The sequence below is a fragment of the Brevibacillus schisleri genome (assembly GCF_055685845.1).
Genome location: NZ_JBVNDM010000001.1, coordinates 5,150,473 through 5,170,958, shown reverse-complemented (window position 1 = coordinate 5,170,958; position 20,486 = coordinate 5,150,473). Strand labels below are relative to the sequence as shown.

Below are 20,486 nucleotides of genomic sequence, written 5' to 3'. Positions count from 1 at the left end.
TTGACTAGCAGTAATGATCGGATATTGATGGTGCTGGACAGTTTGAGGACAGGCGGAACGGAGACACATGTTCTTAGCATGGGGAAAGCATTGAGGAAAAAAGGAGTCCAACTGTTTTATGCAGGTGGTAATGGCCCCTTCTACCAAGAATTTGTTGATGCAGGCTTTTTGGTTGAACCGATAGAATCCGCTGGTGAGCCGCTTTCGGCACGCAGACAGCATCTGATCGAATGTTACCGTGCATGTATGAAGAAGCATCGTATTACCATCGTCCATGTGCATCAAACGCCTTCAGGCTTTCTTGCCGCTACGGCAGCCAATGAGCTAGGCATTCCTGTCGTGTTCACCTTGCATGGAACGTACTACCCAAAGGATGAGGCGATAAAAGTAGCCCAGCTCTGCTCCGCCGTTATCAGTGTGAGCAAACCTGTCCAACTATTCTGGCAAAAGCGCGGGGTAAAAACCACACTCATTTCCAATGGGATTGATATGGAAGAGTTTCAGTCAGGCTCAGCAAGTTGGGCTGATGTGCCGTCTTTGCCGCCTGATGCCACAGTGGTTACGTACGTGAGCCGGTTGGCTTGGCAAAAAGCGACGGTGTGCAACATGGTATTGCGGGCAACCAAAACACTGCGGAATGAAATCCCCAACCTGCATATCGTGGTGGTGGGTTCGGGTGCCCAGGCCATTCATGTTCATGAGCTGGCAAAAGTGCTGAATAAAGCCGCAGGTCAGCCCTATATTCACATTGTGGGGGAGCAAACGGATGTCCGGCCGTATTACGCCATCAGTGATTTGGTGATTGGAACAGGGAGGGTCGCACTCGAAGCGATGGCATGCGGAAAGCCTGTGCTTGCGATCGGAAATCATGGCTACGTTGGTTTGGTCGAACCTTCGTCCTACGATTTAGCTTGGGATTGTTACTTCGGTGACCACTCCTCTGTGCAGAAGCCGTCTCCTTCGTTGATTGATAGTGCTTTGCGTCAAGCATGTAGCGACCGGAGTCAATTGAAGGAAATAGGAGGTCAAGGAAGGGTGTGGGTTCAAAACCATTTTCATATCACGCAAAAATGTGCCTCCTTGCTTACTATTTATGCACAAATAAAGAATGGAGGGGGGACAACAAATATGAAAAAAGTCTTGTACGTTGGGTGGCTGGGGTTCAACAATTTGGGCGACGAGCTGATGTGGCATGCCTTTTACGATTTGTCTTGCAAATACCTCGACCCTACACAATACAAGGTAATACCTTCCTTGCCCGGGGTTGATCTGAAGGATTTAAGCGAGTATGACACCGTCGTTTTGGGGGGAGGATCGCTTCTCATCCCTGGGTATGTGGATGTAGCTTATCGTGCTGTTGAACAGAAAAAAAATCTTTGGGTCTGGGGAAGCGGATTTGACTCGCAAGATCGAGTCGAGCTGGATTCTTCCGGCAGAATGACGAACAAGCTGATAACTGGCCAAGATAAAATGAGCCACATGCTGCAAAAAATCACCGAGCACGCCACGTTTTTTGGTGTACGCGGACCACTTACGCTCCAATACCTCCAGCAAGCGGGAGTAGGAGATAAGGCAGCGATTAGCGGAGACCCGGGGATGCTGCTTCTCCCTGCATCATTGCCAATAGTTGTAGATAAAAGCAAGCGACCCACGATTGGCATCAACTGGGGCACTTCCTATAACCGGATTTATGGGAAAAACGAGACCGCAGTAGAGGATGCGCTGGCGCATGCAGCCAAGAAGCTAATCCAGTCAGGCTACGATATCCACTTGCTCACCATGTGGGGACCGGATCGGGAAGCCATTAAAAGACTGTATAACAAAATCAACGATCCAGCGCATACGATTCTCGACCTTGAGCTGCACGATCATACGCAAATGCTGCAGTTGATGAAAGGCTTTCAAGCGACGATTAACTTTAAGTTGCATGCCAATGTGCTGAGTGCCGCTGCGGGTGTTCCGTTCGTTTGTTTGGCGTATCGCATTAAGGGCATTGACTTCGCTTATTCACTGGATCTCCCGGAGCTCATCGTGTCAACAGACGAGCCGCGATTAGGTGAACGAATTCTTTCCTGCACCTGGGAGGCCATCGCACGCAAGGAGCAGATCACAGCAAAATTGGCGGCGAGTCAGAAAAAAATGATCGAGAATTTGGAGCTGCCGTTCATTCAGGGCTTGTTGTAAGACCATTTGTACGATAAAAAGGAAAAAGATGAGGGGACCTGCGGATTCACTACAGGTCCCCTCCATCGTTGTCGTGACAAAAATCAGTACTCACCGTGCTCCCGCAAGCTGGCTACAGGAACGCTCATCTCCTGATCCGGCTGGTTGAGCGGGTAAATCCTCGCCATGTCGCTGTCATCATCGATGTGCTGGATGTATACGGGCATTCCATCGCAGGTCACATTCGCCATAACGGGCGAAGCGGCGATTTCTTTCGCGCGCTGTTTATTCATTTTGATTCCTCCTGTCAGTTGTAACAACTTTAATATGTACGTTAGCCCAGCGCAGTATACTTTTTACCGTTGTTGACATTCCCTAAAATATGTAATAAATTGAAGGGGGAATTACTACGAAATCGTACTAAAAGGAGTCACCGGTATGCAGCAACTATATGACCTCTTTCTGAAAACCGGTTTGCGTCCGTTCGCCTTTATGTCCGATACGATGCAGCTTGAAGAAAAACTGACTCGCTCTGATTTGACGACCCTCCTCCTATTGCTGTTCCGCGGAGATTTGACTATGTCAGAGTTGGCGCAAGAGATGGGGGCGCCGCTTAGTTCGATGACCAGCATCGCGAAACGGCTTGAACGCAAAGGCTACATCGCGAGGGCTACCTCCGTAGAGGATCAACGGGTGAAGCTCGTAACACTGACACAACCAGGCAAACAGCTCGCAAAAGAATCAGAGCAAATGATGCTGACGATGCTGGGGAGGCTTCAGGAGGCATTTACACCGGAGGAAATGGAGCAATTCACTGCCCTTTTACTCAAAGCCGCCAAGGTATTTCAGGACGGAGGACCTGTCAAGCCTCGTGAAACAAAGGTTCGTTCCATCAAGATCAACATTGAGGAATAGTCTGATCGAGCCTGCTTCTTTTTTTGGTTAATTACTACGAAATCGTACTAAATGGATCGTGAAGGAGAGAATCGAGATGAGAATCATCATCTACACGGGCAAAGGTGGCGTTGGCAAGACAAGTGTTGCAGCAGCAACGGCTGTTAAGCTGGCAAAGCAGGGAAAGAGGACGCTCGTACTCAGTACGGATGCCGCACACAGTTTGGCAGATTCATTGGGGACTGTGATCGGACCAGACCCCGTACTCATTAGCGAAAATTTATGGGGCCAGGAAGTAAACAGCTTGCGGGAAACCGAGCGCAATTGGGGAGCCGTTCAGGGATGGCTGACAACACTGCTCGACAAAGCACAGCTGACTGATATTACGACGGAGGAGATGCTTGTTTTTCCTGGCATGGAGGAAATGTTCAGTTTGCTACAGATCAAGGAACACGCGGTGAGCGGGCAGTTCGACGTCTTGGTAGTAGATTGTGCCCCAACTGGAGAAACCCTACGTCTGCTCAGCTATCCCAACGTATTGAATTGGTGGTTGGAGAAAATTTTTCCGACGGAACGCAAACTGATCAAACTGGTTCGCCCAGTGGCCAAGATCGTCAACAAAGTAGAGCTTCCTTCTAATGATGTGCTAGACAGCGTCGAGCAGCTCGCTCGGGGGCTAGAGGAAATGCAACGCATTGTTTTGGACCCAGAGATTACATCAGTTAGGATCGTAGTAAATCCAGAAAAAATGGTACTTGCGGAAGCAAAGCGCTCGTTTACGTACTTGAATCTATTCGGGTTCAATACGGATGCCATCATCGTGAATCGGGTGCTTCCGGATGAAGCGGGAGAAGGATTTTTTGCCCACTGGCGGGAGCTGCAACGCAAGTATGAGAACGAAATCGTGGAAAACTTTCAGCCGCTGCCAATTTTGAAAGCCCCGATGATGCCAAAAGAAGTGATTGGGCTTCCCGTGTTAGAAGAATTGGCTGATATCGTTTTTGGAACAGAAGATCCATCCGCCAAGCTTTATCAGGGCAGAACGGAACTGATTCGAGAAGTGGACGGCGAGCTGCATTTGGAGCTGATGATTCCTTTTGTGGATAAGGCAGCGCTGGATTTAACGCAAACAGGGGATGAATTGACCGTAAATGCTGGCGCCTACAAGCGAAAAGTCATCTTGCCACGAGTGTTAATGGGACGGCAGGTAACGGGAGCGAAATATGCGGAAGATCGACTGATCATTCGTTTTAGCGCAAGGGAAGGGGCTGCCCAGCATTGAGAGGTACTGGATTGAATCGGGTGCTGACGATTCTCGGAATAGGCCAACTTGAGAGGAGAGAATTGACATGGTAAGTGGGATCAAGCGCCAAATGGGTTTCACTTTAATCATTACAGGACTGCTGCATACGGTTGTTGGTTTCTTTTTATACGCGGAGCCGCTTCAGCAGATCGTCGCAAACGGCTTTTGGAATGCGGTAGGGAAAGAAGAAGTTGCTGCTTTCTGGTTTCTGATGTTTGGCTTTTTGTTGATGTTGCTCGGATATATGGCGGATTGGCTGATGAAAAAGAAGGGTATGGAGCCGCCGGCTGCCTTTGGGTGGACGATACTCGGGATTTGCGTGGTCGGGGTGATTGCCATGCCTGCCTCCGGATTCTGGCTCGGATTACCACAGGCTGGCATTCTGATTCGCAAGTGACGTAAGAAATTTGCGGATAGGTAGTTGGTTCAGATAAAATAAGGTAACTATTTACTATTTTCCATATGTTTCAATATCCGAGGTGATCTTCCGTGAACTTCTTAGATGCAAATAATCAATGGACCCCAGAGTTTTTGGAACACATCCAAAAATCCGCAAAGTCATCCATCAAGCTCACGCTGACGAAAAAAGCGGCTACCGTAACGGATAGCAAGGTGGGCGGAAAGCCTTGGCTGCCGCCACAAATGCCATACCCACAGGATGAAGATGGAAACGACTACTTGTTTCTCGCACAAATCAACTGGGCGCAAATGCCGCAGCTCGATGGCTACCCCACTAGTGGATTGACCAGTTTTTTTGTCAAGGAGGATGATACCTTCGGACTGATGGATCAATCCTTTCACGTGCTTCATTTTAAAGAGGTCATGGACACACAGGAAATAGACCCCTTTCAACCAGAGGACCCTGACGTGTACAGTCCGGTACTAGGTGGGCCATATAAAGTGACAGGAAAACTAGAGTCGCAGTACGTCCCTCATCGAGATCCACAGGCGGTGAATTATCAGCTACCTACCGACGGGGATGAGGTGGCCTACTCCAAATATTGGGACCTCGCCGATGCAAGCGGTTCACGGATCGGAGGATATCCCTACTTTACCCAGGAGTATGTGAATCGAGATGGGTGGGAGCCGCTCCTTCAACTGGATATGGAAGGCGACAATTACGATTACTATGTCTCGTGGGGAGATAGCGGAGTGGGCAACTTTTTCATTCGCAGGGAGGACCTGCTTCGTCTGGATTTTTCAAAGGTTTCGTATTCATGGGATTGTCTATAAAAGAAAGATGGGGATACAACGATGGCGCACATACATGACGTCCAAAGCTTACTCAAAGAATCGCAGAAGACCAGAGTGAAATACTTGTTCTTTTGGGGGCATACACAGAAGGATTCAGGCACGACCGATAAATCTTGTTTCAGCCAATGGTATCCGGCCGCTTTTGTAGAGGATGGTATCACGTACCTAACCGCTGAGCATTACATGATGGCGAAAAAGGCTGAGCTGTTTGGTGATCTTGCCATCCGTGATGAAATACTCAGGAAAAATCATCCGAAACAAGCGAAGGATTTGGGACGAAAGGTACATTCCTTTGACGAGGCTGTGTGGAATGCGAACAAGACGTCGATTGTTCGACAAGCAAATCTATTAAAATTCAGCCAGCATGCCGATTTGAAAGCATACCTCTTGGACACCGGTGACCGCATTATTGTCGAAGCAAGTCCTTATGATCGGATATGGGGAATCGGGATGGCCCAAGATCATCCGCATGCGGAACAGCCCGAAAAGTGGCGGGGAGAAAATTTGCTCGGTTTCGCATTAATGGCAGTCAGGGAGCAGCTGCGTTCGTGATCCAGATTACCAAGATCGGAGAAGAACCCGTCGAGCAGGTTCCTTATCTAGCAGCAGGCGCGAATGGCAAAGGTGTTGTTCCGAGCAGGTTGCCCATCTTTTTTGGGGAAATGGTGAATATTCCTGATGCTTATGATGCGATCATCATTACTTCCGATCTGCAAGGGGTGATAGAGCACGAGCAGCAGGTACTGCTTGGCGAAGCGTTGCCAGAGATGGTTTCACTGTTACTCCAAATCGAAAAGCCATCCATTTCAAGGGAACGCGTTCTGGTCTTGCTATGCGGTGACTTGTATGCCGATCCATGGGAACGGGGAAGTAGCGGCGATCCCTCTTCCGTGTGGAAAGCTTTTCAACGCGAGTTTGGAGAGGTGGTCGGGGTTGTTGGCAATCACGATTTGTTTGACTCGGGTTCATTCGCACAGCTTCAACACATGGCAGATATCACCGTAATCAATGATCCTGAAATAGTGCAAGTCAGCCAGCTCCGTATTGCGGGCCTGGGCGGAATCGTAGGTCGTGCGGATAAACCGAATCGGAGGGAAAGGAAGGAGTTCCTGAAAGAAATGCGGGAGCTGCTTCGGAAGCAGCCTGACATATTGTTACTTCATCAAGGTCCGGATGAGCCTTCATTTGATCTGCAAGGCTTACCTGAAATTCGTGAGTGCTTGCAGCAACATTCTCCAGTACTCGTCTGCTGTGGGCATGTACACTGGGCGCGATCTTGGATCGAGCTTGGCCAAGGGACACAAGTGTTGAACGCGGATGGGAAACTATTTGTCTTTACGCGAAAAAGTGGTTGAGCAGACTCTGCGCTGCTAACCACTTTTTCTATTACTGAACGGAAAACGCATTTTTTACTTGTTCAAGGGACATGACCATTTGCCCATAAAGCTTCCCGTCTGGAGTTACGGGGTCATAACGTAAATGTCTCGGTGATCGGGATCGGAACCGTGAACTGATTGTTTATGATTCGACCTTTGATCTCATCAATAGCTGGTCTTTTGACTTCCGGCTCAGGGTCAGATAGTGCCGCTTGCTGTGGGGTGGTGCTGCTTGTGGACCTGGCAGCGAACAGGCGGAGAGCTGAAAGATGATGATGAGTCCTACATAGAAGTACGTTTCTACTTTCATCCCAATCCTCCTTGATGTATAAAACACTCTCATTTATTCATTCCAAGCAAGGAGGAAAACTATTCCATATCCTTATCATGAATATTTATTCAATAAAACATATTTTTCTTGAATATCAGAAAATATATAATTATAATTTAAATCAGAAATCGTTTCCGGTATTCGGAAAAACTAATGCGCAATTCATCCGGGAGATAAATGGGGGATAGCAGGATGATTGAGGTTAAGCAGCTTGTCAAATCTTTTGGCCCGTTAACCGTGTTGAAGGGCGTTACGCTCACGGTGGAAGAAAAGGAAGTTGTCGTCTTGCTTGGGGCCAGTGGTTCAGGCAAAAGTACTTTACTCCGATGTTTGAATTTTCTGGAATTTTATGACAGCGGAGAGATTCAAATCGGAGGCCAGCAGATTGATCCACACAAGACGAATCTGAATCAGTTCCGCGCCGAGGTCGGCATGGTTTTTCAGCACTTCAATTTGTTTCCGCACAAGACCGTTTTGGAAAATGTGATCGAGGCACCTGTTCACGTCAAAGGGATGAATGCAGCAGAAGCCAAACAATTAGCGTACGAGCTCCTGAAAAAAGTAAATATGCAGGACAAAGCCGATGTCTACCCGGACATGCTCTCTGGTGGACAAAAGCAGCGGGTTGCCATCGCTCGGGCTCTTGCGATGAAGCCGAAGATCATGCTGTTTGATGAGCCAACCTCTGCACTCGATCCCGAGCTCGTCGGTGAAGTGCTACAGGTTATGAAGCAGCTCGCCAAAGAAGGAATGACGATGATCGTCGTGACACACGAGATGGGGTTCGCTCGTGAAGTAGCAGATCGGGCGGTGTTCATGCACGATGGGCAAATCCTGGAGCAAGGACCGCCGAAAGAATTCTTTGAAAACCCGCAGCATGATCGTACCAAACAGTTTTTACGCAGCATCCGTTAAAATCATGAAAAAGGTAGTTCAAAAAGTCGTCTTTTGATCACGAAGTAGTCCTGAAAGCTAATTCGACATCGAAAGAGGTGTTCACCTTCGAAGTCCGGTGCTCATGTAGGTCCGCTACATTCCGCTCCTCCTTCTTCAGGTTCTCACCACTTTCTCGGTGCTGAAAAGCCAACTTTTTGAACACGAATAGTAGAGATGAATACAGGGGGAATCACCAATGAAAAAGCGTGCAAAATGGTCCGGAATTTTGTTGTCCACTGTCCTAGTAGGCTCGTTGTTGCTCTCTGCTTGTGGATCACAGGGAAGTGCACCGGCAGCAGGTGGGCAAGCTGCTGGAGACGGTGGAAAGAAGGATTTTACGTACGCCATGAGTGGCGTGTACAAGCCGTTTAGCTTCAAGGAAAACGGGCAACTGACTGGCTTTGACGTAGAGATTGGACAAGCGCTGGCAGAAAAAATGGGCATGAACGCGGTGCCGATCACCAATCCATTTGAAACGATCATCCCTGGCCTGGACGCGAAAAAATACGACGCTGTCATCGGAAGCTTGACCGTCACACCTGAACGACAAAAAGCTGTTTTGTTCACGAATCCATACTATCGTTCCGGTTCGCAAATTTTCGTACAAGAGGGCAATACAACGATCAAGAGCAAAGAGGATTTGAAAGGCAAAAAGATCGGCGTCGTGAAAGCATCCAATTACTTGGATTGGGCGAAAAAGCTGACGGATGAAGACAAAATCACTCAATACGATAGCGATATCACGGCTTTGCTCGACCTGCCGACAGGGCGTCTCGATGCAGTGATTACCGACCAGGTAGTAGGCTTGCGATTCATTAAAGAAGGCGGCGGAAAAGTGATTGATGTAGGTGAACCACTCAGCTTTGACGAGCAAGCGATTGCTGTACGCTTGGGTGACCAGGAGGCAGTGGAGCGGATCAACAAGGCATTGGATGAAATCGTCAAAGACGGTACCTATGAAAAGATCAGTCAAAAATGGTTTGGTCGCAATATCTTGCAAAAACAGTAAGTGGGCAACGGGGTGTCCGTGGTGGACGCCCTCCTTTTAACGCTTCATGTGAGGAGGATGAAACGTGATTATTGATATTTTTCTATCCAGTTATCCCCTTTTTCTAAAAGCGACATGGCTCACGGTTCAGTTGACGGCAGTTGCCCTGATCCTCGGTTGTGGGGTAGGTCTTGTCATTGCCTTTTTCCGAATATCCGATTCCAAAGTGTTGAACTACATCGCACACACCTACATTACCGTCATTCGTGGAACGCCTTTGATCGTGCAAATCTGTATTCTGTACTTCGGCTTGGCGAATATGGTGACGCTGTCCCAGTTTTGGGCAGGAGCCATCGCGCTTGCGGTTCATAATGGTGCGTACATTGCAGAAATCTTCCGGGGCTCCATCCAGTCAATCGATCGCGGGCAGATGGAGGCTTCCCGATCACTCGGAATGTCGTATCCGTTGGCGATGCGCAGAATCATTTTGCCGCAGGCATTCCGTCGGGCGATCCCATCGCTTGGCAATCAGTTTATTATCGGGTTGAAGGATTCGTCGTTGGTCGCCTACGTAGGGATGCAGGATTTATGGGGAACGGGTCTCGGTGAAGCAGCTTCCAACTACAAGCAGTTGGAGACGTATATGGTCGTCGGGTTGTACTATCTCGTGCTGATCATGATCTTCTCGTATTTCGTGAACAAGCTGGAAGCAAGGCTTGCCAAAGGAAAAGCCCCCACTAAACAAACGAAAGAGAACACGAGCGTTGCAGCGTAATTTTTTGTCATGATGGAGGACGAAAGAAGGATGGTTCAATCAGTCGAACGGGCGATGAAAATTATTCGGGTACTGATTTCAGACGAAAAACATGCTTGGCCGATTTCGGAGCTGGCGAGCGCAACAGGTCTTCCAATCAGTACGCTCCACCGTTTTCTCGAATCCATGATCCAGTTCGGATTGGTTGAGCAGGATCCAGTCACCAAGCATTACAAACCGGGATATACGTGGATGGAAATCGGTTTTATCCTGCATGAAAAGCTGAACCTGCGGGCTGTGGCGAGACCTTTCATGGAGGAACTGGCGAATGAAGTCGAGGAGAGTATCTTCCTCAACGTATTGGCCGGAACGGATTCGATGCCGATCGAAAAAGTAGAAAGTCCACTGAAAATACGTATAGACGAAAACCTGGGGGAGCGAATACCTCTCACAATTGGCGCCCCCAGTAAAATCATTCTCGCGTATTTGAAGCAGGATGCGATTACAAAGGTCGTTTCCGCCCAGCTTGCACGAGACAAGCAGCCGTCATTTTTGGAGCTGCTGAGTGAAGCCAAGAAAAGTGGCTATGCGATCAGCTACGAGGAGAAGACGGAGGGCACCATGGCAGTTGCCGCTCCGATCATCGGCTACGGAAATCAACTCGTCGGAGCGCTCTCGATCAACGCCCCATGCTTTCGGGTGACAGAAGATCGATTGCCCCTACTCATCGAAAAAGTGAAGCGTCAAGCTACAACGATTTCGGCAAGAATCGGTGGAGCATAAGCAAATCCTCCATTCCAGCATCTGTTGGTGGAGGGTTTGCTTTTTTTAATAGGAACCATTGGATCTTTCAATTTTTTCGCCCTGAAAAACTGTGTTAGTGTGAAAGAAACAGCAGGGAGGGAAGATAGACATGTTTCCATTTCGCGTCATCAATCAGGAAACCACGGAAGATGTGCTGGATATGGCCAGTGTGATTGAAGTGGTCGAGCAGGCCTATCAAATGAAATCGAGTCAGCAGGCGACGTTGTTTCCGCTCATTTTTCATGAGTTCGTAGAGGGTAGAGCGGACATGGATATCAAATCCGGTCATTTACCGCAAGCTGATATATTTGGACTCAAGCTCGTCTCGTGGTTCGGTGACAATGACACGAAAGGTCTGCCACAATTAGTTGGTACGGTGATGGTATTGGACAGCCAAACTGGCGTACCACAGGGGATTTTGAGTGGAGAGCACATTACTTGCATGCGTACGGGAGCAGCCGGTGGAATCGGGGCAAAGTATTTGGCACGTCCCGAATCGGAGAACCTTCTAATTGTCGGGACGGGACACCAGGCTCCTTTTCAAATCATGGCGACACTAATGACGATGACAGAGATCAAGCGGGTGTACATCTGCAATCCGCGATCACCAGAGAAGGCACAAAGCTTTGCCGCCAATATCAAAGAAAACCTTTTGACCAGATTCGTCTCCAAATACGCAGGAGAAGAGTACGAGTGCTATGCCAGCCGTTGTGACGTGCAGTTTATTGCAGTGGACAACCTCGAAGAAGCGACTAGAAAAGCAGATATTATCATCACCGCAACCCCTTCTCGTGAACCGATGATCCAGACGGAGTGGGTAAAGCTAGGGACGCATATTACCTGCATAGGGGCAGACATGGAAGGAAAGCAGGAAATCGATGAACGGCTTTTTGCAAAAGCGCGCGTCTTCGTTGATGATGTAGGACAGGCTGTACGCGTGGGAGAGACAAAGGTAGCTATAAAAAAGGGCCTGATAACCGAAAGCAATATCGCAGCAGAGATCGGGAATGTCATCCCCGGTCATGCCCAAGGACGACAACATGAAGAAGAAATCACGATTTTCGACAGTACCGGGATTGCGTTTCAAGATTTACTGACAGCTGCACACATTTTGAAAGTGGCGGATAAGCGCGGTGTAGGTACGATAGTTGATCTGTAAGAATGAAAGGATAGGATAAGGAGAGGAACGCCGATGAGAATTGCACCTTTTAAAGTAGAAGAATGGATGAATGCCTACGAGATGGAGGCTGTTTACAATATTGCCGAAACATGCGTCGATTCGCTGACGGTAGAAGAGTTGATCCGCCTTTCCGATGAGCCGGAAGATTTTTTTCGCGAGATGGCCCAGAAGAAGCTTACGTACGGTCATATCGAGGGTTCGCCGGAATTCCGCAGCCTCGTCGCGAGTATGTATCAAACGATGAAGCCAGAGAACATTTTGGCGATGAACGGGGCGATTGGAGCGAATTTTCTCACCTTGTTCTCGCTCGTTGCGCCTGGCGACGAAGTCATTACCGTTCATCCGACCTATCAGCAAATTTATTCGGTACCGGAGTCGTTCGGAGCGCAGGTCAAGCTGCTCAGACTCTTGCCGGAAAATGATTTTCTGCCTGATCTGGATGAGCTGCGCTCGCTCGTTACAGACAAGACCAAGCTGATCTGTATCAACAATCCGAACAATCCATCTGGAGCTTTGATGGGTGAAGGGTTGCTGCAAGAAATCGTAAAGATTGCCCGCTCCGTTGACGCTTATGTGCTGTGTGACGAGGTGTATCGTAATTTGCACCAAGACCCGGAGGTTGTGGTGCCATCGATCGTCGACTTGTACGAAAAAGGGATTGCGACAAGCAGCATGTCCAAAGTGCTTTCATTGGCGGGCTTACGTCTGGGATGGATTGCAGCACCTCAGGACGTGATCAAGAGCTGCTTTACGCACCGCGATTACACCACCATCAGCTGCGGGATGCTGGATGACATGCTGGCTGTCCATGCGCTGAAAAACCGCGACAAGATCATGGAGCGCAACCTGAAGATCGTGCGTGACAACCTGCAGATTCTCGATGAGTGGGTGGCGAAGGAGCCGTTGGTCTCCTATGTTAAGCCGCAGGCAGGAACAACAGCAATGCTCAAGTACGAGCTGGATATCCCTTCGGAAGCGTTTTGCATTGACCTGTTTAAAACGACAGGGGCGTTTTTGACACCAGGCAGTTGCTTTGACATGGAAGGGTGGTTACGAATCGGGTACGCCTGCTCGACGGAAGTACTTCAAGTGGGTCTATCAAAAGTATCGGAGTTTTTGGAGTCACGCAAATAAGGGATAAAGTAGGAGACGGCTCACAAGCTGGCGGAGATTATAGGGAAGTACGCATAGGGTATCGGTTGAACATAAAGCCACTCTCGGCTACACTTTTTCTAACTGAGGTTGTTCAAAAAGCCGACTTTTTGAACACGCACTTACACGAAGAATGGGTGTCGCTCGGTGAGGGAGTGGATAATTAATCATGGAGTTACGCAATCTGAAGACATTTCAGGTCGTTGCCGAGCATTTGAACCTGACGAAGGCCGCAGAGCAACTCGGATACAGCCAGCCTACGATTACACTCCAGATTCAAGCATTGGAGCGGGAGCTGGGACATCCTTTACTCAATCGGGTAGGCAAGCGCACGTTTTTGACACCGGCCGGAAAAATAGTGAAGCAGCATACGGATCAGCTTTTCTACGTTCTCCAGCACATGGCGGAGGGACTTAATCACTTAGACATGCCTGTAGGACCGCTGGTCGTGGCGGCCCCGGAGTTTTATTGTATCCAATACATGCCCCAAATTCTGAAAGCTTATGTCGAGACACATCCACAGGTCAATCTGCAGGTCATTTCATGCACCAGTCAGGAGACTTTGAGAAAAATCCAGGCTCACGAGGCGGATATTGGGATCATTGCGGGCACCACCTCGCAACCAGGTATTCATTCCAGCGTCGTGGACTTGGAACAATTTACTTTGATTGCCTCTCCTGATTTGATGAAGGACAAAACACTGGCAGACGCACTCGTGACCTTTCCTTTTTTGTCCTATCAGGAGGGGTGCAATCTCGACGAATTTATTACCCAATGCCTGTTGGAGTTAAACTACAGCCCACCCTCTGTCATAAAATGTAGCAGCGAAGAAACGATCAAACGGTCAGTCCTGAATCAAACAGGCATAGCCCTGCTCAGTAAGGTTCTCGTGGAAAAAGAGCTTCGAACAGGAGAACTAATCGAGCTGTACCGCTTTTCCAAGAAAGCAGAAACATCGCTGGTCTGTTTGGGTCGCCGACGAGAAGAACCGGCAATCCAGACCTTCATGGAACTAGTCAAAGACGTCTGGTTATCCGTAAGAGAAGAGTAGTCATGACAAGGGATTGTCTAAGAAGTCCCTTAAAAGTAAAGAAGAAAGGAGCCCTTAGAGGCTCCTTTTATGCTTAGAATTGGGTTACAAATGGTTTTGTCCATCTGTGAACTATTATCGATGCGGTGACGGTGACGGTATTGTACCTCCCCCTTGGGGTTCCGTCGGTATTAAACCTCCTCCAGGCTCCGGTCTCGTAGGTGTTGTAGGAGTCGTAGATGTTGTGGGGGTTGAAGATGTAGTAGACCCTGTCGAAGGCTCTGACTTTGGCACCGGTTTCCCCGAGCCGTTGTTATTATTCTCCAAGAAAAGCATCTCCTTTATATAGGTGTAGATCCAACATGTAACTGTTTTATACGCCTAGCATAAAGTCAGGATAATTATTTATATAGCATAAGCATGATATTCCCAATAGTTAGTTTGGAAAATATAGGAACCGATGCTTTTCATTCAAAAATTAGCTCTTCGATATCGAAGATGACCTGAGTCTGACGTTTATAAAAATTGAATGTGGGGCAAATTGTCTCTTGGAAACAATATTTTCTCTTCTTGCACCTCTAGAGCGAGGTTGTTTGCGTGATATAATTTTGATTTCTTTCATTTGGAACGGCAATGATAGTGTAAAATGACAAAAGGTAAGAGAAATAGGAGATGACTTTAAATGAGTAAGCAAGTAAACGAAACCGAACTCGTGGCGCATGTAGCTGCGAAAACAAAAGTTGACCCGCAAAAAATCATGATCGTACTCAAGCATGAGCAAGCGTACATGAACAGTGCGAAGGCAGATGCAAAAGGTGATGTCGACGTTGATTTTGATGATCTCGTAGATTACGTCATGGGTAAGTCAGATGTGAAGCTGGATGAGATCACCGTCGAGAAGATCCTGGATGTAGAGATGGAATACTTGATTAAAAAAGGAGTCGCTGGATACATAGACTAATAGAGGACGTCTGATTGTCAGGAAAAGAAGAGTAGTGTTCCAAGCACATTCCCCTGTAGAGGGTGATGTGCTTTTCTATTCCCACAACGAAAAAGGGTAATCATGGTAAATCTGAAAGACAGTGGCTGCGGTGGGGAGAAGAATATTTCCAGACTAGGCTCAGTGCTCCGTCCCGCTGAGGGTTGGGACTGCCCGCTCCGAAGGGATTAGCGGGGAAATGCAAAAGTGGTAGCCGCTTCGTGGTATGGGCACGGTTGCATTTCTTTTGCCCGCTACTCCCTTCTCCGCTCGGTAGGACTCCACAAGTCGCTACGTCTGGAAATATTCTTCTCTGGCGTTACTGAATACGTTCTTCGTTCTTTTAAGGCTTTTAAACCCCGTTTAAGCATGGATAGCTCGTAGAGGAAACAGGAGAAAACAGCGAAGATCTTTGGTACACCGACCGAGACGGAATGCAAAAAGCGAAACACGCTCTTAAGCCGTCCACCTCTGAAACACATCCTGAAAGGACCACTTTGGACGCGGTTTCGCTTTTTGCATGGAGTCGGGCAGTGAATCCCACAGCGGGTGGGACAAGAATCTGAGGGTTTTCTCCTGTTTCCTCCCCAACACTACAGCAACAACTCAAGGTCTCTAAATATGCATCTGCCGTGGGGAGAAGAATATTTCCAGACTAGGCTCAGTGCTCCGTCCCGCTGAGGGTTGGGACTGCCCGCTCCGAAGGAATTAGCGGGGAAATGCAAAAGTGGTAGCCGCTACGTCGAATGGGCACGGTTGCATTTCTTTTGCCCGCTACTCCCTTCTCCGCTCGGTAGGACTCCACAAGTCGCTACGTCTGGAAATATTCTTCTCTGGCGTTACTGAATACGTTCTTCGTTCTTTTAAGGCTTTTAAACCCCGTTTAAGCATGGAAAGCTCGTAGAGGAAACAGGAGAAAACAGCGAAGATCTTTGGTACACCGACCGAGACGGAATGCAAAAAGCGAAACACGCTCTTAAGCGTCCACCTCTGAAATACATCCTGAAAGAACCACTTTGGACGCGGTTTCGCTTTTTGCATGGAGTCGGGCAGTGAATCCCACAGCGGGTGGGACAAGAATCTGAGCGTTTTCTCCTGTTTCCTCGCCAACACTACTGCAACAATTCAAGGTCTCTAAATATGCAGCTGCGGTGGGGAGAAGAATATTTCCAGTCTAGGCTCAGTGCTCCGTCCCGCTGAGGGTTGGGACTGCCCGCTCCGAAGGAATTAGCGGGGAAATGCAAAAGTGGTAGCCGCTTCGTCGAGCGGGCACGGTTGCATTTCTTTTGCCCGCTACTCCCTTCTCCGCTCGGTAGGACTCCACAAGTCGCTACGTCTGGAAATATTCTTCTCTGGCGTTACTGAATACGTTCTTCGTTCTTTTAAGGCTTTTAAACCCCGTTTAAGCATGGAAAGCTCGTAGAGGAAACAGGAGAAAACAGCGAAGATCTTTGGTACACCGACCGAGACGGAATGCAAAAAGCGAAACACGCTCTTAAGCGTCCACCTCTGAAATACATCCTGAAAGAACCACTTTGGACGCGGTTTCGCTTTTTGCATGGAGTCGGGCAGTGAATCCCACAGCGGGTGGGACAAGAATCTGAGCGTTTTCTCCTGTTTCCTCGCCACCACAACAGCGTGTTGACCGTATTTTTTAGTATTTTTTAATATTGAATATATACACTAAAAAATCCAAAAAATATCTGAAAGACAAATGTAAATTGTTTGACTATTGATGGTCGCTGTGTCTATAATTTGGTTATCTTTGTTAGTAATGTTAACTAACTGTGTGGCGGTGATCGATGACGCGTGCAAGCTCCCAAAAAAACAGGTAACAGCAAACTCGTGAAAAAACTGAATAAGGAAGAAGTATTGCAGCAGGTCGTCTTGCACGGGCAGATTTCCCGCGCAGATATCTCCAAACAGACACAGCTCAGCCGTCCATGTGTTTCCGCCCTCGTAGATGAAATGATCCAAGAAGGACTCCTGCAAGAAGTAGGAATGGGTGATTCCAAAGGCGGCCGCAAGCCGATTTTGTTGGAGTACAACTACCAGGCGTACGCCATAGCCGGCGCGATTTTTGAAGGCTCTACCTTGGATATGGCCATCGCAGATATGAAAGGCGAGTTTTTGGCTCGCTATCGCAAACGGCTGGCACAACCAGCGAATGGCGAAACCGTCATCGAAGATTTGGCAGCTGGACTGGATCGTTTGCTGCGTGAAAGCGGCATCCCGCGAGAGCGACTGCTCGGAATGGGAGTCGGTTTGCAAGGGGTCACACAGCGTGGCAGTGGAACCGTCAGCTTTTCACCTAGCACAGGCTGGATGGGTTCACCGATTCAGCAAACCATCGAAGCTCGACTCGGACTGCCCGTCATTATCGACAATGACGTGAATATGATGACACTGGGCGAGTACGTCCGTGGAGCGGGGGTCGGCCATACCAACGTCGTCTACATGTACGTAGGAACGGGGATTGGGGCCGGAATCATTTTGGATGGACAGTTTTATCGGGGGAGTCGTGAGGCAGCAGGAGAAATCGGCTTCATGATGATCGGCCCGGTACATAATCGACCGAATGGCGCGTCAGGCGTGTTTGAGACGCATTATTCGATTCCGGGCATCCAAGAGCAGGCTAAGGGATTTCTCTCTGACCTTCAGGAAGGGTCGAGTGTCATAGAAGAGCTAATTCGGCACGCCAAACATAATCCGGAAGCAAAGGAGCTTCTTGCAGATGTGTATCGACATTGGGCGTACGGAATGGCGAACATCATCAGTATTTTGAACCCGGAAATATTGATCCTGAGCGGGGAGATGGTCCACGTCGATGGTGAAGGGGTGAAGCAAATTCAGGAATGGCTGAGAGAATGGGTGCCCGAGGTGCCTAATCTTGAAAAAGCAAGTCTGGGGGAGCGAGCTGGATTAATTGGTGCTGTCCACAGTGTTTTGGAAGCGTTTCCTTTCACACGACTGCTTGACAAAGAGTGAGAAGACAAAAGGGGGAGTTCGTTTTGAAGAAGACAACTAGCAAGCTGAAAACATGGATGAAGGGCGTTTTTGTCAGCTCCTTGGCTCTGACTGTAGCTGCGTGCGGCACTGGGGGACAGGAAGCAAAGCCTGCCGACAACAGCGCTGGCGGCCAATCTGGCACGGCTGCCCAACCTGCTGATTCATCGGGTGACCCACAAAGACTGGTGATTTACACCGGACGGGACAAAAACATTTTTGAAATCGTGTTGCCAAAATTCAAAGAAAAGTACCCGAACATTGAAGTGGAAACACTCGAAATGGGTGCCCAACAAATTTTGGAGCGCGTTCGTGCAGAGAAGGCGAACCCGCAGGCTGACTTCTGGTGGGGCGGTACCCAATCTGCTCTAGCAACAGCGGCCAATGAAGATCTGCTGGAGCCATACAAGCCGACTTTTGCAGACAAGGTTCCAGATTTGTACAAAGATCCGAAAGATCGCTGGTACGGCGAAATGCTTTTGCCAGAGGTCATCATGTACAACTCGCAGGTGATGAAGCCAGAAGAAGCACCGCAAGATTGGGACGAATTGATTGATCCGAAATTCAAAGACAAGATCGTGATCCGAAACGTACTGCCGTCCGGCACCATGCGTACCATTTATTCCGCAATGATCTTCCGTCAAGGGGCGGATACTCCTGAAAAAGGTTTTGAATGGCTGACCAAGCTCGATGCCAATACAAAAGAGTACACACAAGACCCGACAAATCTGTATCTGAAGCTGGATCGTCAAGAGGGCGTCATCTCCTTGTGGAACCTCCAGGACGTTCTGATCCAAAGCAAAAAGAACAACCATCCGTATGACTTCATTTATCCGAAGAGCGGGGCACCGATTCTCGTAGACGGCGTGGCTCTCGTAAAAGGCGCGAAGAACCTGGATGGAGCGAAAAAGTTCATGGAATTCTTGATGAGTCCTGAAATAGCTGCCCAATTGGCGAAGGAACGCTTCCAGTTCCCATCTCGTACAGACATCAGCAAAGACCAATTGCCAGACTTCATGAAAAATCTCGAGCTGAAGCCAATGGAACTCGATTGGGCTGTCATGGCTGCAAAAGAAAAAGAGTGGATGCAGCATTGGGATGAAAACATCAAGGGGAAAGGCAAGAAGTAAGAAAGATTTTTTCCAAGCAGCTAGGCGGGAAGGCGTTGTCCTTTCCGTCTAGTCACTTATAGAAGTTGTTTGAAAACGGTCGTCAGCTTGAAATGACTTGCGATGAAGGAGGAAACACAACCCGATGAGCAGCGTAACACTTGATCACGTTTACAAAAGGTTTGGTCAGGCAAAAGGGGTCGAAGATGTTCACATTCATATCGAATCAGGAGAGTTTTTTACTTTTCTCGGCCCGAGTGGCTGCGGCAAAACGACTACTCTTCGCATGATTGCCGGCTTTTATTATCCAACGGAAGGCCATATTCGCTTTGGATCACAGGAGGTTACATCTCTTCCTCCCCATAAGCGCAATACCGGGATGGTATTCCAAAACTACGCATTGTTCCCGCACATGACTGTTTTTGAAAATATCGCGTTTGGCTTGCAGGTTCGGAAAGTGAACAAAACAGATGCAAAAGAGCGTGTAGAACGAATCATGAAGCTGGTCCGTCTGGAAGGCTATGGCGAACGCCGCATTGATCAGCTTTCTGGGGGACAACAACAACGGGTAGCATTGGCACGGGCGCTGGTCATCGAGCCGCAGATTCTGCTGTTGGATGAGCCGCTGTCCAATCTGGATGCGAAGCTTCGTGAAGAGACGCGCTTCGAGATCAAGAGACTCCAGCTAGAGCTGGGGATTACGACGATTTACGTCACGCACGATCAGGCAGAAGCGATGTCGATGTCAGATCGAATCATGGTCATGCAGAGTGGAGAAGTGCAGCAGATCGGAACACCGCATGAGATTTACCATCGTCCTGTAAACCGTTTTGTCGCTTCTTTTATCGGCGAGACGAATCTGTGGGAAGGGACGGTTGCAGGATTTGACGGCGATGAAGTGCTGGTTCGCACGGCTTCTGGACAAATGCTCAGCGGATTGAAGGAAAATGCTTCTCCACGCGCACAGCTGTCAGTTGGGGAGAAAGTAACCATGTCCATTCGTCCTGAATCCGTTCTGGAGAGTACAGGCAACGAGGGACAAAATGTAGTGACAGGCTCTGTTGTCATGTCTGAATTTACAGGGGCGTGTGTCAATTACGTCACGGAGGTAGGAACGGAGAGCCTGCGCAGCATGTCTATCAATCTGGGACGACCGATTAAACAGCGCGGCGATGCCATCGGCCTACATATACCGAAAGAGAGCATTTATTTTGCCGGATAAGGGGG

The 20,486-nt window shown here is 48.7% G+C and carries 20 protein-coding genes; 18 read left to right on the top strand and 2 right to left on the bottom strand.

Annotated elements, in window-relative coordinates; translation table 11 throughout:
* Window positions 1–2,184: a polysaccharide pyruvyl transferase family protein gene (locus tag ACUUHJ_RS24520; RefSeq protein WP_472300161.1), complete on the top strand. Its 2,184-nt coding sequence runs from the start codon at window positions 1–3 to the stop codon at window positions 2,182–2,184.
* An 83-nt stretch (window positions 2,185–2,267) separates the two neighbouring features.
* Here ACUUHJ_RS24520 and ACUUHJ_RS24515 read toward each other — a convergent pair whose 3' ends face one another.
* A complete protein-coding gene (locus ACUUHJ_RS24515) occupies window positions 2,268–2,456 on the bottom strand; it encodes an H-type small acid-soluble spore protein (RefSeq protein ID WP_289674198.1) in 189 nt (62 codons plus the stop codon).
* Between the two features lie 145 nt (window positions 2,457–2,601).
* Between ACUUHJ_RS24515 and ACUUHJ_RS24510 the strand changes: the two genes are divergently transcribed.
* From ACUUHJ_RS24510 to ACUUHJ_RS24485, 6 genes are all read left to right on the top strand, one after another.
* Window positions 2,602–3,078 (top strand): MarR family winged helix-turn-helix transcriptional regulator, encoded by a 477-nt coding sequence (locus tag ACUUHJ_RS24510; RefSeq protein ID WP_289674197.1) that lies wholly within the window; start codon window positions 2,602–2,604, stop codon window positions 3,076–3,078.
* Between the two features lie 76 nt (window positions 3,079–3,154).
* Window positions 3,155–4,339, top strand: coding sequence for an ArsA family ATPase (locus ACUUHJ_RS24505; RefSeq protein ID WP_472300160.1), 1,185 nt, complete (start codon window positions 3,155–3,157; stop codon window positions 4,337–4,339).
* Window positions 4,340–4,406: 67 nt separating this feature from the next.
* On the top strand, window positions 4,407–4,757 hold the full coding sequence (locus ACUUHJ_RS24500) for a DUF6463 family protein (RefSeq protein ID WP_289674195.1): 351 nt from the start codon (window positions 4,407–4,409) through the stop codon (window positions 4,755–4,757).
* A gap of 92 nt (window positions 4,758–4,849) precedes the next feature.
* The gene (locus tag ACUUHJ_RS24495) at window positions 4,850–5,593 is read left to right on the top strand and encodes a YwqG family protein (protein ID WP_472300159.1); all 744 of its coding nucleotides are present in this window, start codon (window positions 4,850–4,852) and stop codon (window positions 5,591–5,593) included.
* A 21-nt stretch (window positions 5,594–5,614) separates the two neighbouring features.
* Window positions 5,615–6,166 (top strand): NADAR family protein, encoded by a 552-nt coding sequence (locus ACUUHJ_RS24490; protein WP_064203275.1) that lies wholly within the window; start codon window positions 5,615–5,617, stop codon window positions 6,164–6,166.
* Window positions 6,163–6,969, top strand: a complete 807-nt coding sequence (locus ACUUHJ_RS24485) for a metallophosphoesterase family protein (RefSeq protein WP_289674193.1) — start codon at window positions 6,163–6,165, stop codon at window positions 6,967–6,969. Before ACUUHJ_RS24490 ends, ACUUHJ_RS24485 begins: the two co-directional genes overlap by 4 nt.
* Before the next feature lie 163 nt (window positions 6,970–7,132).
* Here ACUUHJ_RS24485 and ACUUHJ_RS24480 read toward each other — a convergent pair whose 3' ends face one another.
* Window positions 7,133–7,300: a hypothetical protein gene (locus ACUUHJ_RS24480; RefSeq protein WP_289674192.1), complete on the bottom strand. Its 168-nt coding sequence runs from the start codon at window positions 7,298–7,300 to the stop codon at window positions 7,133–7,135.
* 213 nt (window positions 7,301–7,513) lie between these two features.
* Between ACUUHJ_RS24480 and ACUUHJ_RS24475 the strand changes: the two genes are divergently transcribed.
* The 11 genes from ACUUHJ_RS24475 to ACUUHJ_RS24425 all read left to right on the top strand — a co-directional run bounded on the left by ACUUHJ_RS24475 (window position 7,514) and on the right by ACUUHJ_RS24425 (window position 20,481).
* The gene (locus ACUUHJ_RS24475; protein WP_289674191.1) at window positions 7,514–8,236 is read left to right on the top strand and encodes an amino acid ABC transporter ATP-binding protein; all 723 of its coding nucleotides are present in this window, start codon (window positions 7,514–7,516) and stop codon (window positions 8,234–8,236) included.
* Between the two features lie 217 nt (window positions 8,237–8,453).
* Window positions 8,454–9,266 carry an ABC transporter substrate-binding protein gene (locus ACUUHJ_RS24470; protein WP_472300158.1) on the top strand — a complete coding sequence of 271 codons (813 nt, stop codon included), beginning with the start codon at window positions 8,454–8,456 and terminating at the stop codon, window positions 9,264–9,266.
* Between the two features lie 64 nt (window positions 9,267–9,330).
* On the top strand, window positions 9,331–10,020 hold the full coding sequence (locus ACUUHJ_RS24465; protein WP_472300156.1) for an amino acid ABC transporter permease: 690 nt from the start codon (window positions 9,331–9,333) through the stop codon (window positions 10,018–10,020).
* Between the two features lie 30 nt (window positions 10,021–10,050).
* Window positions 10,051–10,782, top strand: coding sequence for an IclR family transcriptional regulator (locus ACUUHJ_RS24460; protein ID WP_289674189.1), 732 nt, complete (start codon window positions 10,051–10,053; stop codon window positions 10,780–10,782).
* A gap of 130 nt (window positions 10,783–10,912) precedes the next feature.
* Window positions 10,913–11,962 (top strand): ornithine cyclodeaminase family protein, encoded by a 1,050-nt coding sequence (locus ACUUHJ_RS24455; protein ID WP_289674188.1) that lies wholly within the window; start codon window positions 10,913–10,915, stop codon window positions 11,960–11,962.
* A 33-nt stretch (window positions 11,963–11,995) separates the two neighbouring features.
* Window positions 11,996–13,117 carry an aminotransferase gene (locus ACUUHJ_RS24450; protein WP_289674187.1) on the top strand — a complete coding sequence of 374 codons (1,122 nt, stop codon included), beginning with the start codon at window positions 11,996–11,998 and terminating at the stop codon, window positions 13,115–13,117.
* A 187-nt stretch (window positions 13,118–13,304) separates the two neighbouring features.
* Complete coding sequence (locus ACUUHJ_RS24445; protein ID WP_289674186.1) at window positions 13,305–14,186, top strand: LysR family transcriptional regulator; 882 nt, start codon at window positions 13,305–13,307, stop codon at window positions 14,184–14,186.
* A gap of 661 nt (window positions 14,187–14,847) precedes the next feature.
* Entirely contained in the window at window positions 14,848–15,126 is a 279-nt protein-coding gene (locus tag ACUUHJ_RS24440; RefSeq protein WP_015892771.1) for a hypothetical protein, read from the top strand.
* A gap of 1,827 nt (window positions 15,127–16,953) precedes the next feature.
* Entirely contained in the window at window positions 16,954–18,132 is a 1,179-nt protein-coding gene (locus ACUUHJ_RS24435; RefSeq protein WP_289674183.1) for an ROK family protein, read from the top strand.
* Between the two features lie 23 nt (window positions 18,133–18,155).
* Complete coding sequence (locus tag ACUUHJ_RS24430; RefSeq protein WP_289674182.1) at window positions 18,156–19,280, top strand: extracellular solute-binding protein; 1,125 nt, start codon at window positions 18,156–18,158, stop codon at window positions 19,278–19,280.
* A gap of 124 nt (window positions 19,281–19,404) precedes the next feature.
* On the top strand, window positions 19,405–20,481 hold the full coding sequence (locus tag ACUUHJ_RS24425) for an ABC transporter ATP-binding protein (RefSeq protein WP_199928392.1): 1,077 nt from the start codon (window positions 19,405–19,407) through the stop codon (window positions 20,479–20,481).
* Window positions 20,482–20,486 lie beyond the last annotated feature (5 nt).